This window comes from Prochlorococcus sp. ALOHA_ZT_50, from assembly GCF_022447305.1.
Classification (GTDB): Bacteria; Cyanobacteriota; Cyanobacteriia; order PCC-6307; family Cyanobiaceae; genus Prochlorococcus_A.
Map to the genome: position 1 here is coordinate 28,668 of NZ_JAKVCI010000012.1, position 20,556 is coordinate 49,223.

A 20,556-nucleotide genomic window follows, 5' to 3' on the forward strand; every position below is an offset into this window, starting at 1 on the left:
TCAAGATTGATAACTATAAATGAGTTTAAATACTTTAGTTGATTATATTTCGAACTCACAAATTACTTCTGAATTAATAAAAAGAATTTCAAAAAATAATGAATTAAATATTGTTGGTTCAAGTAGATATGCAAAATCAATAATCTTAGATAGCATCGCAAAAAAAGAGGAAAAAAATATATTATTAATTTGTCCTAATGTAGAAATTGCCTACAAATGGATTGGTTATTTTGAAAGTATAAATGATAAAGCAGTTTTATATTATCCTCCAACAGAACATCTACCATACTCATCAATTAATAAATCCAAAGAGATTGAATTTAGTCAGCTTACTGTTTTATCCAAATTAATAAAAAAAGAGAAAAATGAACTTAATATTGTTATATCAACAGAGAGATCACTACAACCTCATCTAATAAATAAAAACTTATTAATTGAAAACAAGTTAGATTTGCAAAAAGGGGTTCAAATCGAGATTCAAGAATTAGCAAATAAACTTACTTTGCTGGGTTATACGAAGGATAATGTAACTTCAACAGAAGGATTCTGGAGTAGGAGAGGGGAAATAATAGATATTTATCCTGTCAATAATGAGTTTCCTATAAGATTAGAATTTTTTGATAATGTAATTGAGAAAATAAGAGAATATGATCCCCATACACAGAAAACATTAGAAAGTATCAATAATATTGAAATAATACAGGCTGGATTTGATTTGCTAATAAAAGATAAGTTAAATAATTTATCTAAGAACAATCTTTTTAATTCAGAAGATATAAATAAAAATAATCTTGATCGTTATTTAGGAATAATTGAAGAAGAACCCTCAAACATAATAGATTTTATAAATAGGGAAACAATTCTTGTAATTGATGAATTAGAAGATTGTAAAAAATTTGCAAATAATTGGTATCTAGATTCAGAAAGTAATTTTGATAATTGTACGTATGAATTAAATGAGAACCTTAAAAATAATGACATTAATTTAGAGGCCAAACCTAATTTGCATTTAAAGTTTGACGAAATATTAAATTCACTAGGAAATTTTAATTTAATAAAATTTTATGAATTTGAATCTAAAGTCAATATTGATAATAGGTTTTTGTTAAACGATAAAAGATTAAATTCATACTCTAAAAATATAGGAAAATTATCCAATGATATAAATAAAAATATAAAAAATAATGAAAAAGTATGGATATTATCAGCACAGCCATTGAGAACTAGGACTTTACTTTTTGAGCACGAATGTAATACAAACTTCTTAAACAATCCTAATGATATTGATGAAGCATTTAAGTCAATTAATAATTCAACTCCTTTAATTTTAAAAAATAAGAACAATTATGAAATCGAGGGTTTTTATCTTCCGATATGGAAAGTTGTCCTAATAACAGATAAAGAATTATTTTCACAACAATCTCTTTTTAATAATGTATTCATAAGAAGAAAAAAAAGAAGTGTCAATTCAAATATAAATGTAAATAAGATTAGTCCCGGTGATTTTATAGTTCATAAAAATCATGGAATAGGAAAATTTTTAAAAATAGAAAAAATAAATATAACTGGAGATTCAAGAGATTATTTAGTCATTCAGTATCAAGATGGAAAGATAAGTGTTGCCGCTGATCAACTTGGTAGTGTTAACAGATATAGATCAAGCGGAAAAATAAAGCCGAAAATAAATAAATTAGGAGGGACAGAATGGGAAAAAATAAAAGAAAAAAATAAGAAACAAATCAAAAAAGTTGCTGTCGATATTTTAAAACTTTATGCAAAGAGAGAAAAATTAAAGGGTTACATTTACCCAGAAGATGGTCCTTGGCAAGATGAATTAGAGGAATCATTCCCTTATCAACCAACACCTGATCAAATTACTGCTGTAGAAGAAATAAAATCTGATATGGAAAGCGATAAGCCAATGGACAGGCTAGTTTGTGGAGATGTAGGATTTGGCAAAACAGAAGTAGCTGTTCGGGCTATTTTTAAGGCTATTACATCAGGCAAACAGGTAATATTACTAGCACCTACAACAATCCTAGCTCAGCAACATTGGAGAACAATAAATAATAGATTTTCACCTTACCCAATAAAAGTATCATTACTCAATAGATTCAAAACCGTTAATGAAAGAAAGGAAATCTATGCAGGTTTGAAAAATAACAAAATTGATTTAGTTGTAGCAACGCACCAAATTTTAGGAAAAGAAATAGAAATTAAAAACTTAGGACTACTAGTTATTGATGAAGAACAAAGATTTGGAGTAAGGCAAAAGGAGAAAATAAAAAAAATCAAAACCAACATAGACGTTTTAACTCTCTCGGCAACTCCAATTCCAAGAACTCTTTATATGAGCTTATCTGGACTAAGACAAATGAGCTTACTAAATACTCCTCCTCCATCAAGAAGATCAATAAAAACATATTTATCTGAAATAGATATGGATGTTATAAGAACTGCAATTAATCAAGAACTTGATAGGGGAGGTCAAATTTTTTATGTTCTTCCAAGAATTTCTGATATTGATCAAGCTGTAAACAAATTAAAAAATATGTTTCCCAGCTTAAAATTTATTGTTGCTCATGGGCAAATGAACGAAACAGAGCTTGAAAATGCAATGATTGCTTTTAATAATGGAGAAGTAGATCTAATGATATGCACAACGATAATTGAAAGTGGATTAGACATCCCTAAAGTAAATACAATCATTATTGAAGATTCTCACAAATTTGGCCTTTCACAACTTTATCAACTTAGAGGAAGAGTTGGTAGAAGCGGTGTACAAGCACATGCTTGGTTATTTTATCCAAATATAAATAAAATTAATGACGCTGCAAAACAAAGATTGAAAGCGATAAAAGACTTTTCAGAACTAGGAAGTGGATACCAACTTGCAATGAAAGATATGGAAATAAGAGGTGTTGGTAGTTTACTAGGAGAAGAACAAAGTGGAAAGGTTAATGCTATTGGATATGATTTATATATAGAAATGCTCCATGAGGCTATTTCAGAAATCAGTGGGCAAGAAATACCTGAAGTTAACGACACTCAAATTGATCTACCAATAAATGCATTTATACCTGCAACATGGATATTAAACAGAGAAGAGAAGCTTGAGGCTTACAAATCTGCTACTGAATGTTCAAATAATGATGAATTAACTGAATTAGCTACAGACTGGGTGAATAGATATGGAAACTTACCCAAACCTGTTGAGTCCTTAATTATGATAATGAGACTAAAATTACTAGCTAAAAAATGTGGTTTTAATAAGATCAAGCTCAAAAAGCCAAACATCTTGATAGAGACAAAATTAAAAAATTCTACTTTTAAAATTCTTAAAAATTCTTTGGCAAGTAGTGTTCAAAATAAATTTAATTTTAATGAAGGCGAACAATTTTCAATCATCACTATAAGGGGTTTAGGTGCAACTGAAATTCAAAATCAAATTGATCAACTAATGTTGTGGTTCGGGTCTTTTGAAAGAGAAATAAAGAATTTCGATAAAGAACTTATTAAAAGAGATTAAATTATTAAATAATTATTTAAAATCCGCGAATCAGTTTGATTTCGGTTAGGTTTATAAAAATTTATTTATTTTATGGGTGAATATATAGACGTCGGAATCCAAACTTCGATTTTACCCTTATCAATTATTCTTTCATCAATTGTATTAGGCATATTTGCATTATTTGGAGAAGAAACAGAAAATGATGATGATGATTCTGATTCAGGAAGTGGTGGCCTAATGCAACCTATTTGAAATTATTTATAAACAATTTGTTTTGACTTTCTCTTAGAGACTTTAAATAACCTATTAAATGAACCTATCATTAAAATAAGAGCAGTAAAAGAAGATACAAAAATAAAAATCACCAAAAATATCTCATAGAGATATGAAAAGAGATCAATCAATAATAAAAAAGATTTATTAAATGTCGAAGGTAGATTTTGTAACAGCAAATTTTTATTAGGAATTAAATAATTTATATAAACTAATAAAACACTCAAAATAAACAAAAAGAAAGATTCAGTAAATAGTCTTCTTTTAGATTTTCTTCTTAAATTTAATTTTTTTTTAAAAATATATTTATCAGGTTTAATATTCAAATTTGGGATGTTTAAATCTGCCATAAATCAAAGCTCAAAGAAAAAATTTGAATAACTCTGAAAAGAAATTAACCTATAGTATCGTGTTTGTATTTAAGATGCTAATTGCTCTTTATTCAGGATTTATTAGTTCTTTTTTTTCTATATTTTCAAAAGGACTATAAAAATAAATAAAAGAAGAAGAGAATAGAATTAAAGAGCAAATTGCAATAAACGGTGGAATAAAGAAATTGAAAAATTTAACTTTTTTATTTAACCCAAATCTTAATTTTTTAGGAATGTTAGTAGGTATATCAGTTTTTTTTATTCTTACTTTTGGCGATTCATTTAACTGATCAAAACAATTTATGGTATCTGAAAGCAATGAATTACCAATCTTTAGAACTAAAGGCTTTACATTTGCTTTAGAGCTCTTGAGAACAATATTATGTATGTGGAGATTATCGGCTTTTATATCGATTAATTTAGACTCATATATTGGAATTTCGTTTTTGATTAAAAGATTTGAATAAATATAAAAAGCATCCATAATAGGCCCTAAATGTTCAATTTTGCCTTCAATAAGTGGTTTATCAACTATGGTTAATTTCCATTGAGAAATTATAGATATTTGATCTTTATTTTCATTATTGGAATAATCTGGCAATCCGATTATTTCGAGACTTACTGAAGATTGATGAAATGACAATTTATTTTGCATCATATTAAAAATCGTATAAAAAATTCTTCAACTTTTGATAACCCTGATTTGAAATGCAAAAAGATAAAATAAGCAAAGATTTTATGATAATCTCATCATTTTCAGCTTGATTTAAAAGCTTTTTCACTCTCATACTATCTATATTAAATCTCTCTTTAATCAACTCAATAAATCTCTTATTAAAATCATTCCAAATAACTGAATTCTCTTCAATATCTTCTTTAGATTTCAGTATCTCTCTGATATAAGGATATAAATATTTAGACATTTCAACTGTAATTCTAATTAAGGCATCGAATTCGTTAAGTTTAATATTGTTAGTAACATAAGATTTTCTCAATGGATTATTGTTCCTTAATTTCCAAATAGTCACTTTATTTGGTAAAACATTATTTAGATTAAGTCTATTTGATAAGGCGTAAAGGGACTGGATACCATTTAAGTCAATAGTTTCTAGTATTAATAATAATAAATCAAGCTTCTCTATAGATTTTCTTGATACCTGATTTCCTCTAGTTAAAACTGTAATTGTTCTTTATTAGAATATGGACAAATTATAACAGAATTATTAATCCATTTTTTGAAATAAAAATGAATATAACTTATCTAGTTCTTCAATAGTTAGCATTCCATAACTCCATAATAATATTGGTAATGGAGTGTTATTTTTTATAGATAATTTTATACCAAGTTCAATAGTAGATTCATCTAAACCTAATACATTAAATAAATAAATTATCATTTCTCTAGATAAATAATTATTCATGAATTCTATTTAATACTTGAGTAAATGAGAGATTTAGTCATTTGATTAAGGACTAATTTTCTTGTAAAAAGAAATTTATTTAAAAGTAAAAATGAAAATTTCCTTATTGGAAATAAAAAAACGTTTCGATTAGCAAAAATTGATATCAACGAGTCAGTTATAAAAATAGTGACAATAATATCTAAAATTCTGCTTGAAAAATACTTAAATTTAAATAATATCAATTGCATTTTAGTAATAGCAGTATTTTTATTAAAAAGATCATAAATAGTATTAACATCTCTCCAACAAGTATTTAGACCCTGACCACCAACAGGATGAAATGTATGAAATGCATCTCCTACAAAAACTAATTTTTTAAAATTTAAAACTGGTAAATTTAAGGATAATGAAACAGGAAAAATATTAAATTCGCCAATTATTTGGTCCAACTTAAATTCATCTGGCAAGATTGTTGATAAATTATCCATTAAAAAATTCTTGTCAGAATTCAACCTTTCAATTGCCTTTAATGTACTGGAAGTCCAAATTACTTGATATAAGTTTTTTTCTAAAGGTAATAATGCAAGTGGGCCTTCTTTTCTAAAAATTTCATAAGCACGCTTTTCACAATGACCTCTAAGAGAAACTTTAAAAGTTAAACAAGACTGACTATAAGATTTTTTTATATCAACAAAATCTAAGAATTTTTTATCAAGTGAGTTTGCTCCTGTTGAAAAGAATTGATAATCAAATAATATTTTTTTACGTAACAATCTCTGTGGTGTCATAAAAAAAATATTTTCATAATTATCAATCTCTTGAAAAAATACGTTCATGAGATCCGAATGTTTAACTACCCAGCCAATATTTTCAGCAGAACTTATATCATCATCTAAGTCAGAAGTTGATAAATTGGTAAAAGCAGAAGTTACGCTATCTGAAATTGAAAGGGTATCAAAGCCAAATAAAAATGGTTCTAATTTTTCCCAAAGTCTGAATTTAGATAAGATTTTTCTTGTTGAGTGAGTAATTGCATAAGTTTTATCTTTATCAATTAATCTATCTTTTGTTAATAAATCAGTTAAAAAAATATTGCAATCAAATTTTGAAAGTGCAATTGAAAGTAATAAACCTGTGGGACCTGATCCAACAATTTTAAAATTGAATTTATTTTTCATCAGATTATATAAGCATCAACTATCTATTCAAATAAATATAGCAAATTTCCTCAAATGCTGGTCTTAATAAATAGGGGTACTCACCAACCCATAAGTTAATTTCAGGAAGCCAAGCATCGGTCAAATAAAAATCTCTGTCAAAATTACGGTTATCAGATGTTATTAAACATCTAATACTCGAACCCACCCTAATTTGACTGTGCTTATTTTCCATAGGAAAACTTAATTTTTCCAAATAACCATCTTCATCTTCTAATTCAAGTACTAACCAAGTCCTTTTGTTTTCGATAACTTCTAATCGACCTTGCCTATTAGATTGTTCTCTTGAACTTTCAATCTTTTCTGTTTTATAGATATCTGATACATAGCCATCAAATATAGAAAAAAATTTATATTTTCTTAATTGCAAATTTTTTCTACTTGATTCAAGAATTGGGCCCCAGATGATATACAAAAAGAAACCTACACATAGGAATAACCAGAAATTATTAGTTTGATCTCCAGTCGAACTAATAATTAATGAGATAAATCCACCAATTGAAGAAACTATTACTCTTTGAAGAATTTTTCTCGGATTCCCCAACGCGTACTTAAATTGACTTCCTGTACCAACTGCAGGAATAAGTTTTGAAATTTGACTTGAATTAATTGGAATTAACATTTTAAAAAATCAATTTTTCAAGTCCGTAAACTAAAGTTTCATAATTACCAATTTTTTTAATAGCCTGTAAAACTCCTGGCATATATGCCTTTCTATCAATAGTGTCATGCTTAATTGTGTAAGTTTCACCTGGAGATCCCATAATTACTAACTGATGAGCGAGTAATCCTGGTAATCGTACAGAATGTATATTAATTCCTGAATCTCTGAGCCCACCCCGTACACCTTTCAATGACTCAGACTCTTTTACTAAATTCTGATTAAATTTCTTTGGATATTCTTCAATCATTTCTGCAGTTTTTATACACGTCCCACTAGGAGAATCAGCTTTTTGATTATGATGCATCTCTATTAATTCAATATTGTCATAAAACCTTGCAGCTACCGATGCCGCCTGCTGAAGAAGAACCATACCTACTGAAAAATTAGGAATTATTGCACAACCAACCGATGCTTTCTGAGCAAAAACAGACAAATCTTGTATTTGCGAAGGGCTTAGACCTGTAGTTCCTACTACTGGTGATACACCATATGCAATAGCTGATCTGGTATTTTCATATACAGAATCAGGATGAGTAAAATCAACCAGCACAGGTTTGATATTTTCATTTCTATAATTTTGACTAACAGAACATAAAGTTCCTTCAAAATCATTTGAAACAAAAACATCACAATTTTTTACCTTCAATAATTCAGAAATATTTGAGCCATTGTTCTTTTCGTTTATGTCGATTGCTGCAACAAGTTCACAATCTGTAGAATTTAATACAGTATTAACAACTTCGCTACCCATTCTGCCTAAAGCTCCGGATACTAGTACTGGTATAGGTTTTTTAGAATTTTCAATCATTTTTTTAAAAAATTTTTTTTTAAAGGTTGTTACACGCTATTTATATTGCACACAATAACGTCTTTTCATTCGTAGGCTGGTAGAAATACTTAAAGAAAATCAATGTTTACGCAGGTCCGCTCAGCAAACCGCAGAGTATCTCCTGTTGAGGATAACAAACACAAAGTTGTAATAAAAGCAGTTTATGTTGTCCTTGAGCCACAATACCAAAATTCCTTAACGGAAGCTGCAAAGTCAATAAATAAGATGAATGGGCCAATAGGTATAGACCTTAGCGGCTATCTTATCGAAGAACTTAGGAATGATAGTAATTTTGAAGATTTTAAAGAAGATATAGCTAATGCAGATATATTCGTTGCTTCTCTAATTTTCATTGAAGACCTTGCTCAAAAAGTGGTTGATGCAGTATCTCCATTTAAAGACAAACTTAAAGCATCAATTGTTTTCCCCTCCATGCCAGAGGTAATGAGATTAAATAAGCTAGGTTCATTTAGTATGGCCCAACTTGGTCAATCTAAAAGTATTATTGGAGATTTAATAAAAAAGAAAAAAGAATCTGATGGAGCAAGTTTCCAAGATTCAATGTTGAAGTTATTAAATACACTACCTTCAATACTTAAATATCTACCAGTAGAAAAAGCTCAAGATGCTAGAACATTTATTCTGAGTTTTCAGTACTGGTTAGGTGGTACCACTGAGAACTTAAAAAACTTCTTGTTAATGATTTCTGAAAAGTACGCTGTTTCAGAGATCATAAAAGATCAAATAGAAGAATTCAAAATTCAAGACCCTGAAACATTCCCAGATTTAGGAATTTGGCATCCTCTTGCTCCTTGCATGTTTGAAAGTCTTAAAGAATATCAAAATTGGGAAAATAATAGGAAAGATATAAATCCTAAAGATGACAAAACTCCAACAATAGGTTTAGTGCTTCAAAGGAGTCATATCGTTACGGGAGATGATGCTCATTACGTTGCTGTTATTCAAGAATTGGAATACAGAGGTGCGAGAGTACTACCTATCTTCTGTGGAGGTCTAGATTTTTCTAAACCAGTTAATGAATTTTATTATGATTCCATAAATAAGGATCAACCTATAGTAGATGGAGTTGTATCTCTAACAGGATTTGCACTAGTTGGTGGGCCAGCAAGACAAGATCATCCTAAAGCTATTGAAGCCCTAAAAAGGTTAAACAGACCCTATATGGTTGCACTTCCATTAGTCTTCCAAACCACACAAGAATGGGAAGATAGTGATCTAGGTTTACACCCTGTTCAGGTAGCACTTCAGATTGCAATTCCAGAGCTTGATGGTGCTATTGAACCTATTATTCTCTCAGGTCGTGATGATGCTACAGGTAAGGCGCATACGCTCCAAGATCGAGTTGATGTAATAGCTGAAAGAGCAATAAAATGGTCAACTTTAAGAGTTAAACAAAGAAAGGATAAAAAATTAGCCATCACAGTATTTAGTTTTCCACCAGACAAAGGAAATGTTGGTACGGCAGCATACTTGAATGTTTTTGGTTCAATTTATAGAGTACTTCTTGAAATGAAATCGAAAGGATATCAAATAGATGAACTTCCAAGTAATTCAAAAGAATTAATGGAAAAAGTAATTAACAACCCTGAAGCGATGGATGGCTCTCCAGAGTTAAATATTGCTCATAAGATGTCAGTAAAAGAATACGAAGAGTTCACACCATATTCACAAAGACTTGAAGAGAATTGGGGTAAACCTCCTGGGAACCTTAATAGTGACGGACAAAACCTTCTTATCTATGGAAAACATTTTGGAAATGTTTTTATAGGAGTTCAACCTACATTCGGTTATGAAGGTGATCCCATGAGATTGCTCTATTCAAGAAGTGCTAGTCCTCATCATGGTTTTGCTGCTTATTACACGTATGTAGAAAAAATCTGGGGGGCTGATGCTGTTCTTCATTTTGGAACTCACGGCTCACTTGAATTTATGCCTGGGAAGCAGATGGGCATGAGTGAAACTTGCTATCCGGATTCTCTCATTGGATCATTGCCTAATTTGTATTACTATGCTGCGAATAATCCATCTGAAGCAACAATTGCGAAGAGAAGAGGATATGCTTCAACTATTAGTTATCTGACTCCTCCAGCGGAAAATGCAGGACTCTACAAAGGACTTAAAGAACTAAGTGAACTCGTTGGTTCTTATCAACAATTAAGAGAAAATAGCAGGGGTATTCAAATTGTTAATGCAATAGTTGAGACTTCTAAACAATGTAACCTTGACAAAGATGTAGAGCTTCCTTCAAAAGACGTAGAAGAACTTTCAATAGATGAAAGAGATTTATTTGTTGGTAATGTCTATAAACAGTTGATGGAAATTGAAAGTAGATTATTACCTTGCGGTCTTCATACTATTGGAGAAGCTCCAACAGCAGAAGAAGCTGTTGCAACACTTGTAAATATTGCATCTTTAGAGAGAGAACAAGAAGGATTAAGATCTCTTCCTGGATTACTCGCAGAATCCATCGGTCTAACTATTGAACAAATTTATGATGGTAATAATAAAGGTGAACTTAAATTTGTAGAGTTAAATGAAAAAATCATAAAGACAGCAAGAGAGTCGATTTTTGCGATGGTCAACTCTTTAAAAATTGTTGATGGCAGAGTTTATTTAGAAAAATCACTTCTTTCCAAACTTTTCGATTTACTTAAAGTTTTTGGTCTAAATCTACCTACCCCTTGGCTAAGAGTCTGCAGATTAAATGGATTTAATGAAGTTAATCAGAAGGAATTAAATAAATTATTTGATTACTTACTTTTCTGTCTGGAACAGGTCTGCGCAGACAAAGAAATGGATAGCCTCATTAAAGCACTAGATGGAAATTATGTTTTACCTGGACCAGGTGGAGATCCCATAAGAAATCCAGGTGTTTTGCCCAGTGGTAAAAATATCCATGCACTTGATCCTCAATCAATCCCAACTACAGCAGCAGTAGCTGCAGCAAAGTCTGTTGTTGACAAATTAATTGAAAGACAAAAAGAAGAGCAAGGAACTTGGCCTGAAACAATAGCTTGTGTTTTATGGGGTACTGATAACATCAAAACTTACGGAGAATCACTGGCACAAATCTTATGGTTTGTTGGGGTAAAACCAAAACCAGATTCTGTTGGAAGAATTAACAAACTAGAATTAATCCCTTTAGAAGAATTAGGTAGGCCAAGAATAGATGTAGTAGTTAACTGTTCAGGAGTATTTAGAGATCTATTTATCAATCAAATGGCATTAATAGATCAGGCAGTCAAATTAGCAGCTGAAGCTGATGAACCATTGGAATCTAATTTTGTAAGGAAACATTCACTAGAACAAGCAGAAAAAGAAGGCACTTCTATCAGAGAAGCTTCAGCGAGAGTATTCTCTAATGCAAGTGGAAGTTACAGTTCAAATGTTAATTTAGCCGTAGAAAATTCAACATGGGAGGAAGAAAATGAATTACAAGAAATGTATTTATCTCGCAAAACATATGCTTTTAATGCCGATAATCCAGGTGAGATGAATCAAAAAAGAGAGGTATTTGAGTCAGTAATGAAAACAGCAGATGTTACATTTCAAAACCTTGATTCTTCAGAGATTTCATTAACAGATGTAAGTCATTATTTTGATTCGGATCCAACAAAATTGATCAAGACATTAAGAGATGACGGGAAAGAACCAAGTAGCTACATAGCGGATACAACCACTTCTAATGCTCAAGTTAGAACACTTGGAGAAACTATCAGATTAGACTCAAGAACAAAACTTTTAAATCCTAAGTGGTATGAAGGTATGCTCAAATCTGGCTACGAAGGAGTTAGAGAACTTTCTAACAGACTTAATTACACTCTTGGTTGGAGTGCGACAAGTGGTCAAGTAGATAATTTTGTATATGAAGAAACTAATGAAACATTTATAAATGACGAAGAGATGAGGAAAAGATTAATGGATCTTAATCCTAATAGTTTCAGAAGAATTGTTGGAACATTGCTAGAAGTCAATGGTAGGGGATATTGGGAAACTTCAGATGAGAATATAGAACAGTTGAAAGAACTATACCAAGAGGTAGAGGATAAAATCGAAGGAGTTAAAGAATAATAAATTTATTATTTTCTGTAAATCCTATCAGCTACTTTCAGGATTTGATAATTTAGTTTGACGTTGTGAACTCTCACAATGTCAATATTAAATTGAGAACAAAGACAACTTATTGCAAGTGTTCCTATATCCCTTTCTTTTGGATTTTTCTCATTCAAAATTTCTCCTATAAATCTCTTCCTAGATGCACCTATCAAAATTGGCAAATTCCATTTTTTAAATACATCTAAGTTTCTCAAGATTTCCAAATTATGAATGATATCCTTTGAAAAACCAATTCCAGGATCCACTATTATATTTCTTTCAGATATATTTTTTTCTAAAGCATTCTTTATTAAATTATCAAGCGAGCACTTAACATCACTCAATACATTCTGGTAATTAGAGAGTTGATTCATATTTTGACTATTACCACGACTATGAGTTATGACGAATGGACAGTTGAATTTTGATACAACATCCAAAATTTTTATATCTCTTCTTCCTCCCGTGACATCATTTATCCAATTAGCACCATTTAAAAGAGCTTCGTAAGCCACTTCAGAATTAAAAGTATCAATAGAAATTAAAACATCTGGAAATTCAGATTTTATTAATTTTAGATATGGGATCAATCTTTTTATTTCTATACTAGATCCAACTTCTTCAGCCCCAGGTCTCGTACTTTGAGCACCAAGATCAATAACATCAACACCATTGCTCAAGAAATGATTTACTTGATCTAAAACTTTTTTTGAAGAGTTTAATTCCCCACCATCACTAAATGAATCAGGAGTTAAATTAATAACTCCCATAATTGAAGTTTTTTGGCCCCAGCCTTTTGGCCATGGATTTTTCTTATTGATAATTTGCAATTCTCGCAAAACTATTCGGATCTAATGAAGCCCCTCCAACTAACACCCCATCTATATCACTCATTGACATGATTTCGTCAATATTATTAGGTTTAACAGATCCTCCATATTGAATAATTACATCATCAAAACCTATTAATTTCCGAATCAAAGAACATATCTTATTAGCGTCTTCTGCCTCACATGTTTTACCAGTGCCAATAGCCCATATTGGTTCATAGGCAACAATTAAATTAGATGGATCTGTATTTTCTAATCCTTGTTCAACCTGTCTAGTAATAACTCTATCAGCTTCTCCTCTCTCTCTTTGTTCTAATGTTTCTCCTACACAAACTATTGGAGTAAGTCCACTAGATTGAGCAAAAACTGCTCTTTTATTAATTTGTTCATCACTTTCACTAAAATATTTCCTTGGTTCACTATGTCCAACGATTGCATATGAGACACCATGTTCAAGAAGCATTTTTGGAGATATTTCTGCAGTAAATGCTCCTTGATCTTCCCAATGAATATTTTGACTAGAAATATCTAAATAATCAAAATCAGAATGATCAGAAAAGGTTGAAATAGCTGTAAAAGGTGGAGCAATAACAACTTTACGATCGTCTTTTATGTTTTTTATTAAAGGAATAAACTCTTCTAAATAGGATTTAGCTTCAGCACAAGTCATGTGCATTTTCCAATTACCAGCAATTACAGATTTTCTCAAAATACTATCTCCAAGAAAAATATACTAATACAAAGTGAGTTGAATAAGCTAACTATTCAAAAATTAATTCATTTTTTAGAAATATTACTTTATCTCCCTTGTTTAACTTCCTTCCTCTCCTAGTCTCAATTACACCATTAACCTTAACAGAACCGGATTTAATAAAAATTTTTGCTTCGCCACCAGAAGATACCAAATTTTTCCATTTTAAGAATTGATCCAATTTCATTGTTTTTTATACCCAAAGATATTGATAAAGTAGGATAAACAATTAAATATATAATATCTTGAGACTAATACCACCAGTCAGACCATATTCAAATAGGTTTATCAAGGGTTTTATATGCATGCTTATTTACGTAGCTTGTTGGCCTTTATTAGCTTATTTAGCTGGAAACTTAATCCCAGCAATTGGGTCAGGTGATCTCTCAAAAGTTTCTAGCATAATAATTAAGTCTTTATTTGTATTTTTAGTTCAGAAAACTGCTCAATTTGGACAGGATGTATTCATAGCAAAACCATCTTTAGAAATTAGTGAAGTGATGAGAGGAAATTTATTTAGCAGAATTCAAAAAATAAAGATGAATTCTGTTGAAAATATTTCAGCCGGGGACATCACATATAGACTTACAGAAGATGCAGACAGGGTAAGCGAAGTTATTTATAAAACAGCTCAAGATACTATTCCATGCACTTTACAGTTGTTAGCGGTAATAATCTATATGTTTTATTTAGACTGGTCACTAACAGTATCAACATTCGTTTTAGCACCATTGATTATTCTTTCAGTTAACAGTTTTGGAAGAAGAGTTTTAATAGCATCCGAAAAAAGTCAAGAATCAACAAGTAATTTAGCAGGTTTAATAGGTGAATCTATAAATGGAATGTCCACGATAAGAGCTTTTGCTGCAGAAAATTGGATTGAGAAAAGATTTTATAAAAGATTAAGTACAAATAAAAAAGCAAAATATAAAACATTAAAACTACTTGCATTTCAACATCCAGTTGTAGGATTTGTTGAAGCATTTGGAATATTAGCAATATTAGGTTTAGGAGCCGCAAGAATCAATCTAGGCCTTCTAACAAGCGAAGAATTTAGTAGTTTTTTTGCAGCAATATTAATGCTTATTGATCCAATAAGCCATGTAAGTACAAATTTTAATGACTATAAACAGGCAGAAGCATCAATAAAAAGGTTGAAAAACATAAATCAAGAACCTGTCGAAGATGATAAAGAAAATTTACGAAGGATATCCAATTTTGAAGGCAAAATAAGTTTCAAGAAAGTAAATTTCGCTTACAAAAAAGATAATCAAGTACTTAAAAATATCAATTTAGAAATTAAAAGAGGGGAAGTCACAGCATTTGTTGGAGCTTCTGGAGCTGGTAAAAGTACAATGTTGGCTTTGATATTAAAGTTTATAACTCCAAATAATGGAGACATTTTTATAGATGATAAAAATCTCAAAATATTAAATACAAAAGATATTAGAAAAAACATTGCATTAGTACAACAACAGCCTTTTTTGTTTTCAGGAACAATTATTGATGTAATAAGAATGGGCAGAAATTTCACCAAAGAAGAAGTTATAGAATCAGCAAGAAAAGCAAACGCTCACAACTTCATTCAAAAGCTTCCTGAGAAATATGAAACTGAGATAACTGAAAGAGGATCAAATTTCTCAGGTGGTCAGATCCAGAGGATAGCAATTGCAAGAGCAATACTTGGGAACCCCTCAATTCTTCTTTTAGATGAGGCCACAAGTGCGTTAGATGCAGAATCAGAATCTGAAGTACAAAAAGGACTTAATAGAGCTATGAAAGATAGAACAGTTATTGTAATTGCTCATAGATTAGCCACTACTCAAGAGGCCAATAAAATAGTTGTTTTCGATAAAGGTGAAATTATTGAAGTTGGGAAACACATTGATTTAATAAATAAACCTGGAATTTATAAAGAATTATGTGAAAAACAATTGATTAAAAAATTATAGTTCTATTTTATTTATTAAAAAAGTAAATCCATGAGCGAAAACACAAATGACTCTGCAAATCCAGTTTTAACCTTTGAAGGCAAAAAATATTTAATAAATGAACTTTCTAATGAAATAAAAGAATCTATAAAAGTACTACAAATAGCGGAGACACAACTTAAGATGCATCAAGATACTCTCAAATTACTTTCAATTAGTCGAAACTCTTTAGTTAATCAATTAAGAGAAAAACTAAAAAACTTAGAATAAAATTTTAATAATTATGGATTTCCTGTAGAGAGTAAGTATTAATTTTATTGCATTGCAAAGCTTTGATCGCCTTAATGGCTGCCTTTGCTCCAGGAATAGTTGTAAAAGTTGGAATATTATATTCTAAAGCGGCACGTCTTAAATAAGCATCATCATGAAGAGCCTGTGAGCCAATTGGAGTATTAATTATTAATTGAACAAGTCCCGAACGAATTAGGTCCTCAATATTTGGTCTTCCTTCATGAACTTTTAGCACTTCTTCAACTTGAATTCCTAAATTCACCAAATATGCAGCTGTACCTTTTGTTGCGATTAATTTAAATCCTAAAATCAAAAGTTCTCTAGCAACTTCCTCAAGATTTTTTTTATCTAAATCATTTGTAGATAAAAAAGCAACTCCTTCTGAAGGAACACCATTACCTGCTGCCAATTCCGACTTGGCATAAGCAATTCCAAAATCTTTAGCTAAACCCATTACTTCTCCAGTAGATCTCATTTCAGGGCCAAGTAATGTATCAGATCCAGGAAATCTTTTAAAAGGTAAAACGGCCTCTTTTACTGCCTGATATTTTGGAGAAAATTCTTCTGTGAAATTAAGATCTTCTAATGTAAAACCTTGCATTAACTGAGTAGCTAATTTTGCAACTGGTTTACCTATGGCTTTTGAAACAAATGGAACTGTCCTGGATGCTCTTGGATTTGCTTCGAGAATAAATAATTTATTTTCTTTATTATTTGTATTTATTACTGCAAATTGCAAATTAATTAAACCAACAACATTTAATCTTTGTGCAATTAATTTAGTCCAGTTTCTTACATTTTCTATTGTGGATGTTGAAAGAGAAATGGATGGTAAGCAACAAGCTGAATCTCCTGAATGAATTCCTGCAGGTTCCACATGTTCCATTAGGCCAGCAATTACAACCGAACCCTCTGAATCGCATAAAGCATCAACATCTATCTCAATTGCATTATTCAAATATTGATCAAGAAGGATTGGATGATCAGGTGATACCTTAACTGCTTCAGAAATGTATCTCGATAATTCATTCTCATCTTTAACAATTTCCATTGCCCTTCCACCTAAAACATAAGAAGGTCTTACAACCAAGGGGAATCCTATATTTTTTGCTACTATTTCTGCTTCATTTTGATTACGTGCAATACCGTTTAAAGGTTGTCTAATACTTAATTCTTCAAGAATTTTTGTAAATTCCTCTCTATCTTCTGCTAAATCGATAGATATTGGAGAAGTCCCAAGAATTTTTGATCCAGTTCTGATCCCATCATTAGATTTAAGCCATTCAAATAAAGGTAATGATAATTTCAGTGGAGTTTGACCTCCAAATTGAACAATCAAACCATAAGGATTTTCAGCTTCTATTATGTTGAGCACATCCTCCAAAGTTACAGGCTCAAAATATAAAATATCGCTAGTATCATAATCTGTTGATACAGTTTCAGGGTTACTATTAACCATTATTGTTTTATAACCATTTGTAGAAGCTTGATATGATGCATGACAACAACAGTAATCAAATTCTATTCCCTGACCAATTCTGTTTGGACCTCCTCCTAAAATCATAATTTTTTTTGATTTACTATTTTCTGAAATCTCGCTATCAAAAATTTGAGAATTAAAATTAATGAAAGATTCTTCGTAAGTTGAATAATGATAGGGAGTTGAGGATGAGAATTCTGCTGAACAAGTATCAACAGTTTTATAAATTGGAATTATATTAAGTTTTTTTCTATATCTTCTTACTTCAAAAAACTCAGAATTAGTTAACTTTGCTATCTGTTGATCTGAAAAGCCTAATTGTTTAGCATGTAACATCAAATCCCTATCTAGAGTATAAAGTTCCTTATCTTTCAAAAAATCATTTTCAAAATTAAAGATATTACGTAATTTTTCGATAAACCATAAATCTATATTTGTAACTTCTTGAATATAATTATTAGTTTTCCCAAGCTGCATAGCTTTTTTAATTAGGAGAATTCTTTCAGATGTAGGGTTTCTTAAACTATTTTTAATTTGACTCTCATCTTTAAATTCATCTTGTGAATCACATTCCCATCCAAAAACACCTACTTCTAATGACCTTAATGCTTTCTGAAATGATTCTTCAAAAGAACGACCTATTGCCATTGACTCACCAACAGATTTCATAGCAGTGCTTAAAGTATTAGATGAGCCTTTAAACTTTTCAAAAGCAAATCTTGGGATCTTAGTAACTACATAATCAATTGATGGCTCAAAACATGCAGGTGTTTTTTTTGTAATGTCATTAATAATCTCATCAAGTGTATAGCCAACAGATAATAAAGCTGCAATCTTAGCTATGGGGAATCCAGTTGCTTTACTTGCCAAAGCAGAGGATCTACTTACACGAGGATTCATTTCTATAACAATTACTTCTCCATTAGATGGATTTATTGCAAATTGAATATTACTCCCTCCTGTTTCAACTCCTACCTCTCTAATGATTTTCAATGACAAATCCCTTAATCTCTGATACTCCTTATCTGTTAAGGTCTGTGCAGGAGCTACAGTAATCGAATCTCCAGTGTGGACACCCATTGGGTCTAAATTTTCAATACTGCAAACTATTACTACATTGTCAGCAGTATCTCTCATTACCTCTAGTTCAAACTCCTTCCATCCAATGAGTGATTTTTCAATTAATATTTGATTACTTGGACTTTCCTCTAAACCTGATTTACACAACTCGACAAATTCTTCAAGGTTAAAAGCAATTCCACCCCCTACTCCACCTAAAGTAAACGCAGGCCTTATTATAAGAGGATAGGAACTAATTTTTTTTGATACCTCCATAGCTTCATCTAGGTTAGATGCAATACCAGATGGACAAACATTTACATTTATTTTCTCCATCGATTCTTTAAATAATTTCCTATCTTCAGCTTTATTAATAGCTCTTAAATCAGCTCCAATTAATTCAATATTATTTTGTTTTAAAAAATCTGACTCTGATAATTTAACCGCAAGATTCAAAGCGGTTTGACCTCCCATAGTGGGAAGAATCGCATCAGGTTTTTCTCTTAAAATGATCTGAGAAACTATTTCAGGAGTCAATGGTTCAATATATGTTTTGCTTGCGATATCAGGATCAGTCATTATTGATGCTGGATTTGAATTTATCAAGACAATTTCATAACCAGCATTTCTTAAAGCTTTGCAAGCTTGAGTGCCAGAGTAATCAAATTCGCATGCTTGCCCTATAACAATCGGTCCCGAACCTAGAATAAGAATTTTTTTAAGATCACCTCTTTGAGGCATAATTTAAACCTTCATTTATCTCATGCTACTTATAAATCATCAGATGTTAATCAAGTTACTTGAAAAGCAACATTTGTTTCTATAGTATTGAAAGAAATTAATTTTTTATGAGCGAACTTCAGCGACTTAAAAGTTTGTTGCCTCCAGAGAATGAAAGTTGGGTATTTGTTGAAGCTGCTGCGGCTATAGATCCACCTTTAATAACACTTGAGGAAATCGGTCGTGACGAAGTAGAAATTCAAATAGATTTAGATGAATGGGATAACTTTGCTATTGACCATAGAAATTTATTATTTTGGCACGAGGTTGGAAAAATCCAAAATGACACAATTCCCAGAGATGGATGGGAAATGGCAGCTCTTGCCATAGGACTTGGAGGGGCGATAGGAGAGTTGTGGGTACAAGATGGGTTACTTTTATTACTTGCTCTTGGTTTATCAAGTTTTGCAGGATATAGATTATATTTAAAAAATAATTCTGAAAAAAAGCTTCAAGATGCTATTTATGCAGATGAAAGAGCTATAGATCTTGCTTGTAGATTTGGATACAGCATTCCAAATGCTTATAAAAGTCTTGGAGGAGCATTAAAGGAGTTAATAGAGAAGACACGAAAAAAGAAAAAAAGAAGTTTCTTTGAAGATAGATTAGATGCCTTAAGAAAAAGTGCAGAAAAAGCAAGATCAGAATTATCTCAGCAAGAAGGCTCAGAAAAATCAGTTTCAAGTGAAAATGTTTATGGACAATAAAAGTTTGGTTTTAATAGCAGCCAAAGCATGTGATGAAAAAAAGGCAAGAGATATAAAACTTATAAAAATTGACAAAGTATCATTTATAAGTGAATGGATTTTGATTGCAGAAGGATTATCTGATGTACAGGTTAGATCTATAACTAACTCTGTAGAGGGAGAGCTTAGAGAAAAGGCTAAAGTTGAACCTATACGAAAAGAAGGGATTAACGAAGCGAAATGGGCTTTACTTGATTATGGTGATTTGATAGTAAATATTTTTCAACCAGAAATAAGAAAATATTATGACCTTGAATCATTCTGGAGTAATGGAGATAATCTTTTATTTCCATAATTTTATTTT

General features: G+C 30.8%; 17 protein-coding genes. 7 read left to right on the forward strand and 10 right to left on the reverse strand.

Features of this window, described 5'->3' with window-relative positions; translation table 11 throughout:
• Nucleotides 1-19 precede the first annotated feature (19 nt).
• Both mfd and MK115_RS04360 read left to right on the forward strand, forming a co-directional pair.
• Complete coding sequence (gene mfd / locus MK115_RS04355; RefSeq protein WP_287609640.1) at nt 20-3,529, forward strand: transcription-repair coupling factor; 3,510 nt, start codon at nt 20-22, stop codon at nt 3,527-3,529.
• A 72-nt stretch (nt 3,530-3,601) separates the two neighbouring features.
• Nucleotides 3,602-3,763: a hypothetical protein gene (locus MK115_RS04360; RefSeq protein WP_011818467.1), complete on the forward strand. Its 162-nt coding sequence runs from the start codon at nt 3,602-3,604 to the stop codon at nt 3,761-3,763.
• 459 nt (nt 3,764-4,222) lie between these two features.
• Here the strand turns inward: MK115_RS04360 and MK115_RS04365 are convergent, their stop codons facing one another.
• From MK115_RS04365 to dapB, 6 genes are read right to left on the reverse strand one after another with little or no spacing between them, the layout of a single operon-like run.
• Nucleotides 4,223-4,813, reverse strand: a complete 591-nt coding sequence (locus MK115_RS04365) for a DUF4335 domain-containing protein (protein ID WP_287609642.1) — start codon at nt 4,811-4,813, stop codon at nt 4,223-4,225.
• Nucleotide 4,814: 1 nt separating this feature from the next.
• Complete coding sequence (locus tag MK115_RS04370; protein WP_353847954.1) at nt 4,815-5,339, reverse strand: DUF3038 domain-containing protein; 525 nt, start codon at nt 5,337-5,339, stop codon at nt 4,815-4,817.
• 39 nt (nt 5,340-5,378) lie between these two features.
• A complete protein-coding gene (locus MK115_RS04375; RefSeq protein ID WP_025881567.1) occupies nt 5,379-5,576 on the reverse strand; it encodes a DUF2949 domain-containing protein in 198 nt (65 codons plus the stop codon).
• Nucleotides 5,577-5,581: 5 nt separating this feature from the next.
• On the reverse strand, nt 5,582-6,736 hold the full coding sequence (locus MK115_RS04380) for an FAD-dependent monooxygenase (protein ID WP_287609645.1): 1,155 nt from the start codon (nt 6,734-6,736) through the stop codon (nt 5,582-5,584).
• Between the two features lie 19 nt (nt 6,737-6,755).
• Nucleotides 6,756-7,397 (reverse strand): DUF8619 family protein, encoded by a 642-nt coding sequence (locus MK115_RS04385; RefSeq protein WP_287609647.1) that lies wholly within the window; start codon nt 7,395-7,397, stop codon nt 6,756-6,758.
• Nucleotide 7,398: 1 nt separating this feature from the next.
• Nucleotides 7,399-8,247: a 4-hydroxy-tetrahydrodipicolinate reductase gene (gene dapB, locus MK115_RS04390; RefSeq protein WP_287609649.1), complete on the reverse strand. Its 849-nt coding sequence runs from the start codon at nt 8,245-8,247 to the stop codon at nt 7,399-7,401.
• A 102-nt stretch (nt 8,248-8,349) separates the two neighbouring features.
• Between dapB and MK115_RS04395 the strand changes: the two genes are divergently transcribed.
• Nucleotides 8,350-12,360 carry a magnesium chelatase subunit H gene (locus MK115_RS04395; RefSeq protein ID WP_287609651.1) on the forward strand — a complete coding sequence of 1,337 codons (4,011 nt, stop codon included), beginning with the start codon at nt 8,350-8,352 and terminating at the stop codon, nt 12,358-12,360.
• Nucleotides 12,361-12,368: 8 nt separating this feature from the next.
• Here the strand turns inward: MK115_RS04395 and folP are convergent, their stop codons facing one another.
• Genes folP through MK115_RS04410 form a run of 3 tightly spaced genes read right to left on the reverse strand, consistent with a single transcriptional unit; the run spans nt 12,369 to nt 14,152 of the window.
• The gene (folP, locus tag MK115_RS04400) at nt 12,369-13,214 is read right to left on the reverse strand and encodes a dihydropteroate synthase (RefSeq protein WP_287609652.1); all 846 of its coding nucleotides are present in this window, start codon (nt 13,212-13,214) and stop codon (nt 12,369-12,371) included.
• Nucleotides 13,198-13,923: a triose-phosphate isomerase gene (tpiA, locus tag MK115_RS04405; RefSeq protein ID WP_287609654.1), complete on the reverse strand. Its 726-nt coding sequence runs from the start codon at nt 13,921-13,923 to the stop codon at nt 13,198-13,200. The genes folP and tpiA overlap by 17 nt, the downstream gene beginning before the upstream one ends.
• Nucleotides 13,924-13,975: 52 nt before the next feature.
• On the reverse strand, nt 13,976-14,152 hold the full coding sequence (locus tag MK115_RS04410; RefSeq protein ID WP_002807913.1) for an RNA-binding S4 domain-containing protein: 177 nt from the start codon (nt 14,150-14,152) through the stop codon (nt 13,976-13,978).
• 118 nt (nt 14,153-14,270) lie between these two features.
• On the opposite strand from MK115_RS04410, the gene MK115_RS04415 reads away from it, so the two are divergent.
• Together MK115_RS04415 and MK115_RS04420 are read left to right on the forward strand one after the other, a co-directional pair.
• Nucleotides 14,271-15,917 carry an ABC transporter ATP-binding protein gene (locus tag MK115_RS04415; RefSeq protein ID WP_287609704.1) on the forward strand — a complete coding sequence of 549 codons (1,647 nt, stop codon included), beginning with the start codon at nt 14,271-14,273 and terminating at the stop codon, nt 15,915-15,917.
• 30 nt (nt 15,918-15,947) lie between these two features.
• Nucleotides 15,948-16,166: a DUF6447 family protein gene (locus MK115_RS04420; RefSeq protein WP_079317651.1), complete on the forward strand. Its 219-nt coding sequence runs from the start codon at nt 15,948-15,950 to the stop codon at nt 16,164-16,166.
• A 4-nt stretch (nt 16,167-16,170) separates the two neighbouring features.
• Here MK115_RS04420 and carB read toward each other — a convergent pair whose 3' ends face one another.
• Nucleotides 16,171-19,467, reverse strand: a complete 3,297-nt coding sequence (gene carB, locus MK115_RS04425; RefSeq protein WP_287609660.1) for a carbamoyl-phosphate synthase large subunit — start codon at nt 19,465-19,467, stop codon at nt 16,171-16,173.
• Nucleotides 19,468-19,574: 107 nt separating this feature from the next.
• Here carB and MK115_RS04430 point away from each other — a divergent pair, with 107 nt between their 5' ends.
• Together MK115_RS04430 and rsfS are read left to right on the forward strand one after the other, a co-directional pair.
• A complete protein-coding gene (locus MK115_RS04430) occupies nt 19,575-20,213 on the forward strand; it encodes a DUF3318 domain-containing protein (protein ID WP_025881600.1) in 639 nt (212 codons plus the stop codon).
• The gene (rsfS, locus tag MK115_RS04435; RefSeq protein ID WP_025938425.1) at nt 20,203-20,547 is read left to right on the forward strand and encodes a ribosome silencing factor; all 345 of its coding nucleotides are present in this window, start codon (nt 20,203-20,205) and stop codon (nt 20,545-20,547) included. The genes MK115_RS04430 and rsfS overlap by 11 nt, the downstream gene beginning before the upstream one ends.
• The last annotated feature ends 9 nt before the right edge of the window (nt 20,548-20,556 follow it).

Excerpts from the sequence above, each read along its gene's own strand:
- MK115_RS04415 (WP_287609704.1), top strand. The coding sequence starts at position 14,271 with ATGCTTATTTACGTAGCTTGTTGGCCTTTATTAGCTTATTTAGCTGGA.
- carB (WP_287609660.1), bottom strand. The coding sequence starts at position 19,467 with ATGCCTCAAAGAGGTGATCTTAAAAAAATTCTTATTCTAGGTTCGGGA.
- MK115_RS04365 (WP_287609642.1), bottom strand. The coding sequence starts at position 4,813 with ATGATGCAAAATAAATTGTCATTTCATCAATCTTCAGTAAGTCTCGAA.
- MK115_RS04375 (WP_025881567.1), bottom strand. The coding sequence starts at position 5,576 with ATGAATAATTATTTATCTAGAGAAATGATAATTTATTTATTTAATGTA.
- MK115_RS04430 (WP_025881600.1), top strand. The coding sequence starts at position 19,575 with ATGAGCGAACTTCAGCGACTTAAAAGTTTGTTGCCTCCAGAGAATGAA.
- MK115_RS04395 (WP_287609651.1), top strand. The coding sequence starts at position 8,350 with ATGTTTACGCAGGTCCGCTCAGCAAACCGCAGAGTATCTCCTGTTGAG.
- rsfS (WP_025938425.1), top strand. The coding sequence starts at position 20,203 with ATGGACAATAAAAGTTTGGTTTTAATAGCAGCCAAAGCATGTGATGAA.
- MK115_RS04410 (WP_002807913.1), bottom strand. The coding sequence starts at position 14,152 with ATGAAATTGGATCAATTCTTAAAATGGAAAAATTTGGTATCTTCTGGT.
- MK115_RS04380 (WP_287609645.1), bottom strand. The coding sequence starts at position 6,736 with ATGAAAAATAAATTCAATTTTAAAATTGTTGGATCAGGTCCCACAGGT.
- mfd (WP_287609640.1), top strand. The coding sequence starts at position 20 with ATGAGTTTAAATACTTTAGTTGATTATATTTCGAACTCACAAATTACT.
- MK115_RS04385 (WP_287609647.1), bottom strand. The coding sequence starts at position 7,397 with ATGTTAATTCCAATTAATTCAAGTCAAATTTCAAAACTTATTCCTGCA.
- MK115_RS04420 (WP_079317651.1), top strand. The coding sequence starts at position 15,948 with ATGAGCGAAAACACAAATGACTCTGCAAATCCAGTTTTAACCTTTGAA.
- MK115_RS04360 (WP_011818467.1), top strand. The coding sequence starts at position 3,602 with ATGGGTGAATATATAGACGTCGGAATCCAAACTTCGATTTTACCCTTA.
- dapB (WP_287609649.1), bottom strand. The coding sequence starts at position 8,247 with ATGATTGAAAATTCTAAAAAACCTATACCAGTACTAGTATCCGGAGCT.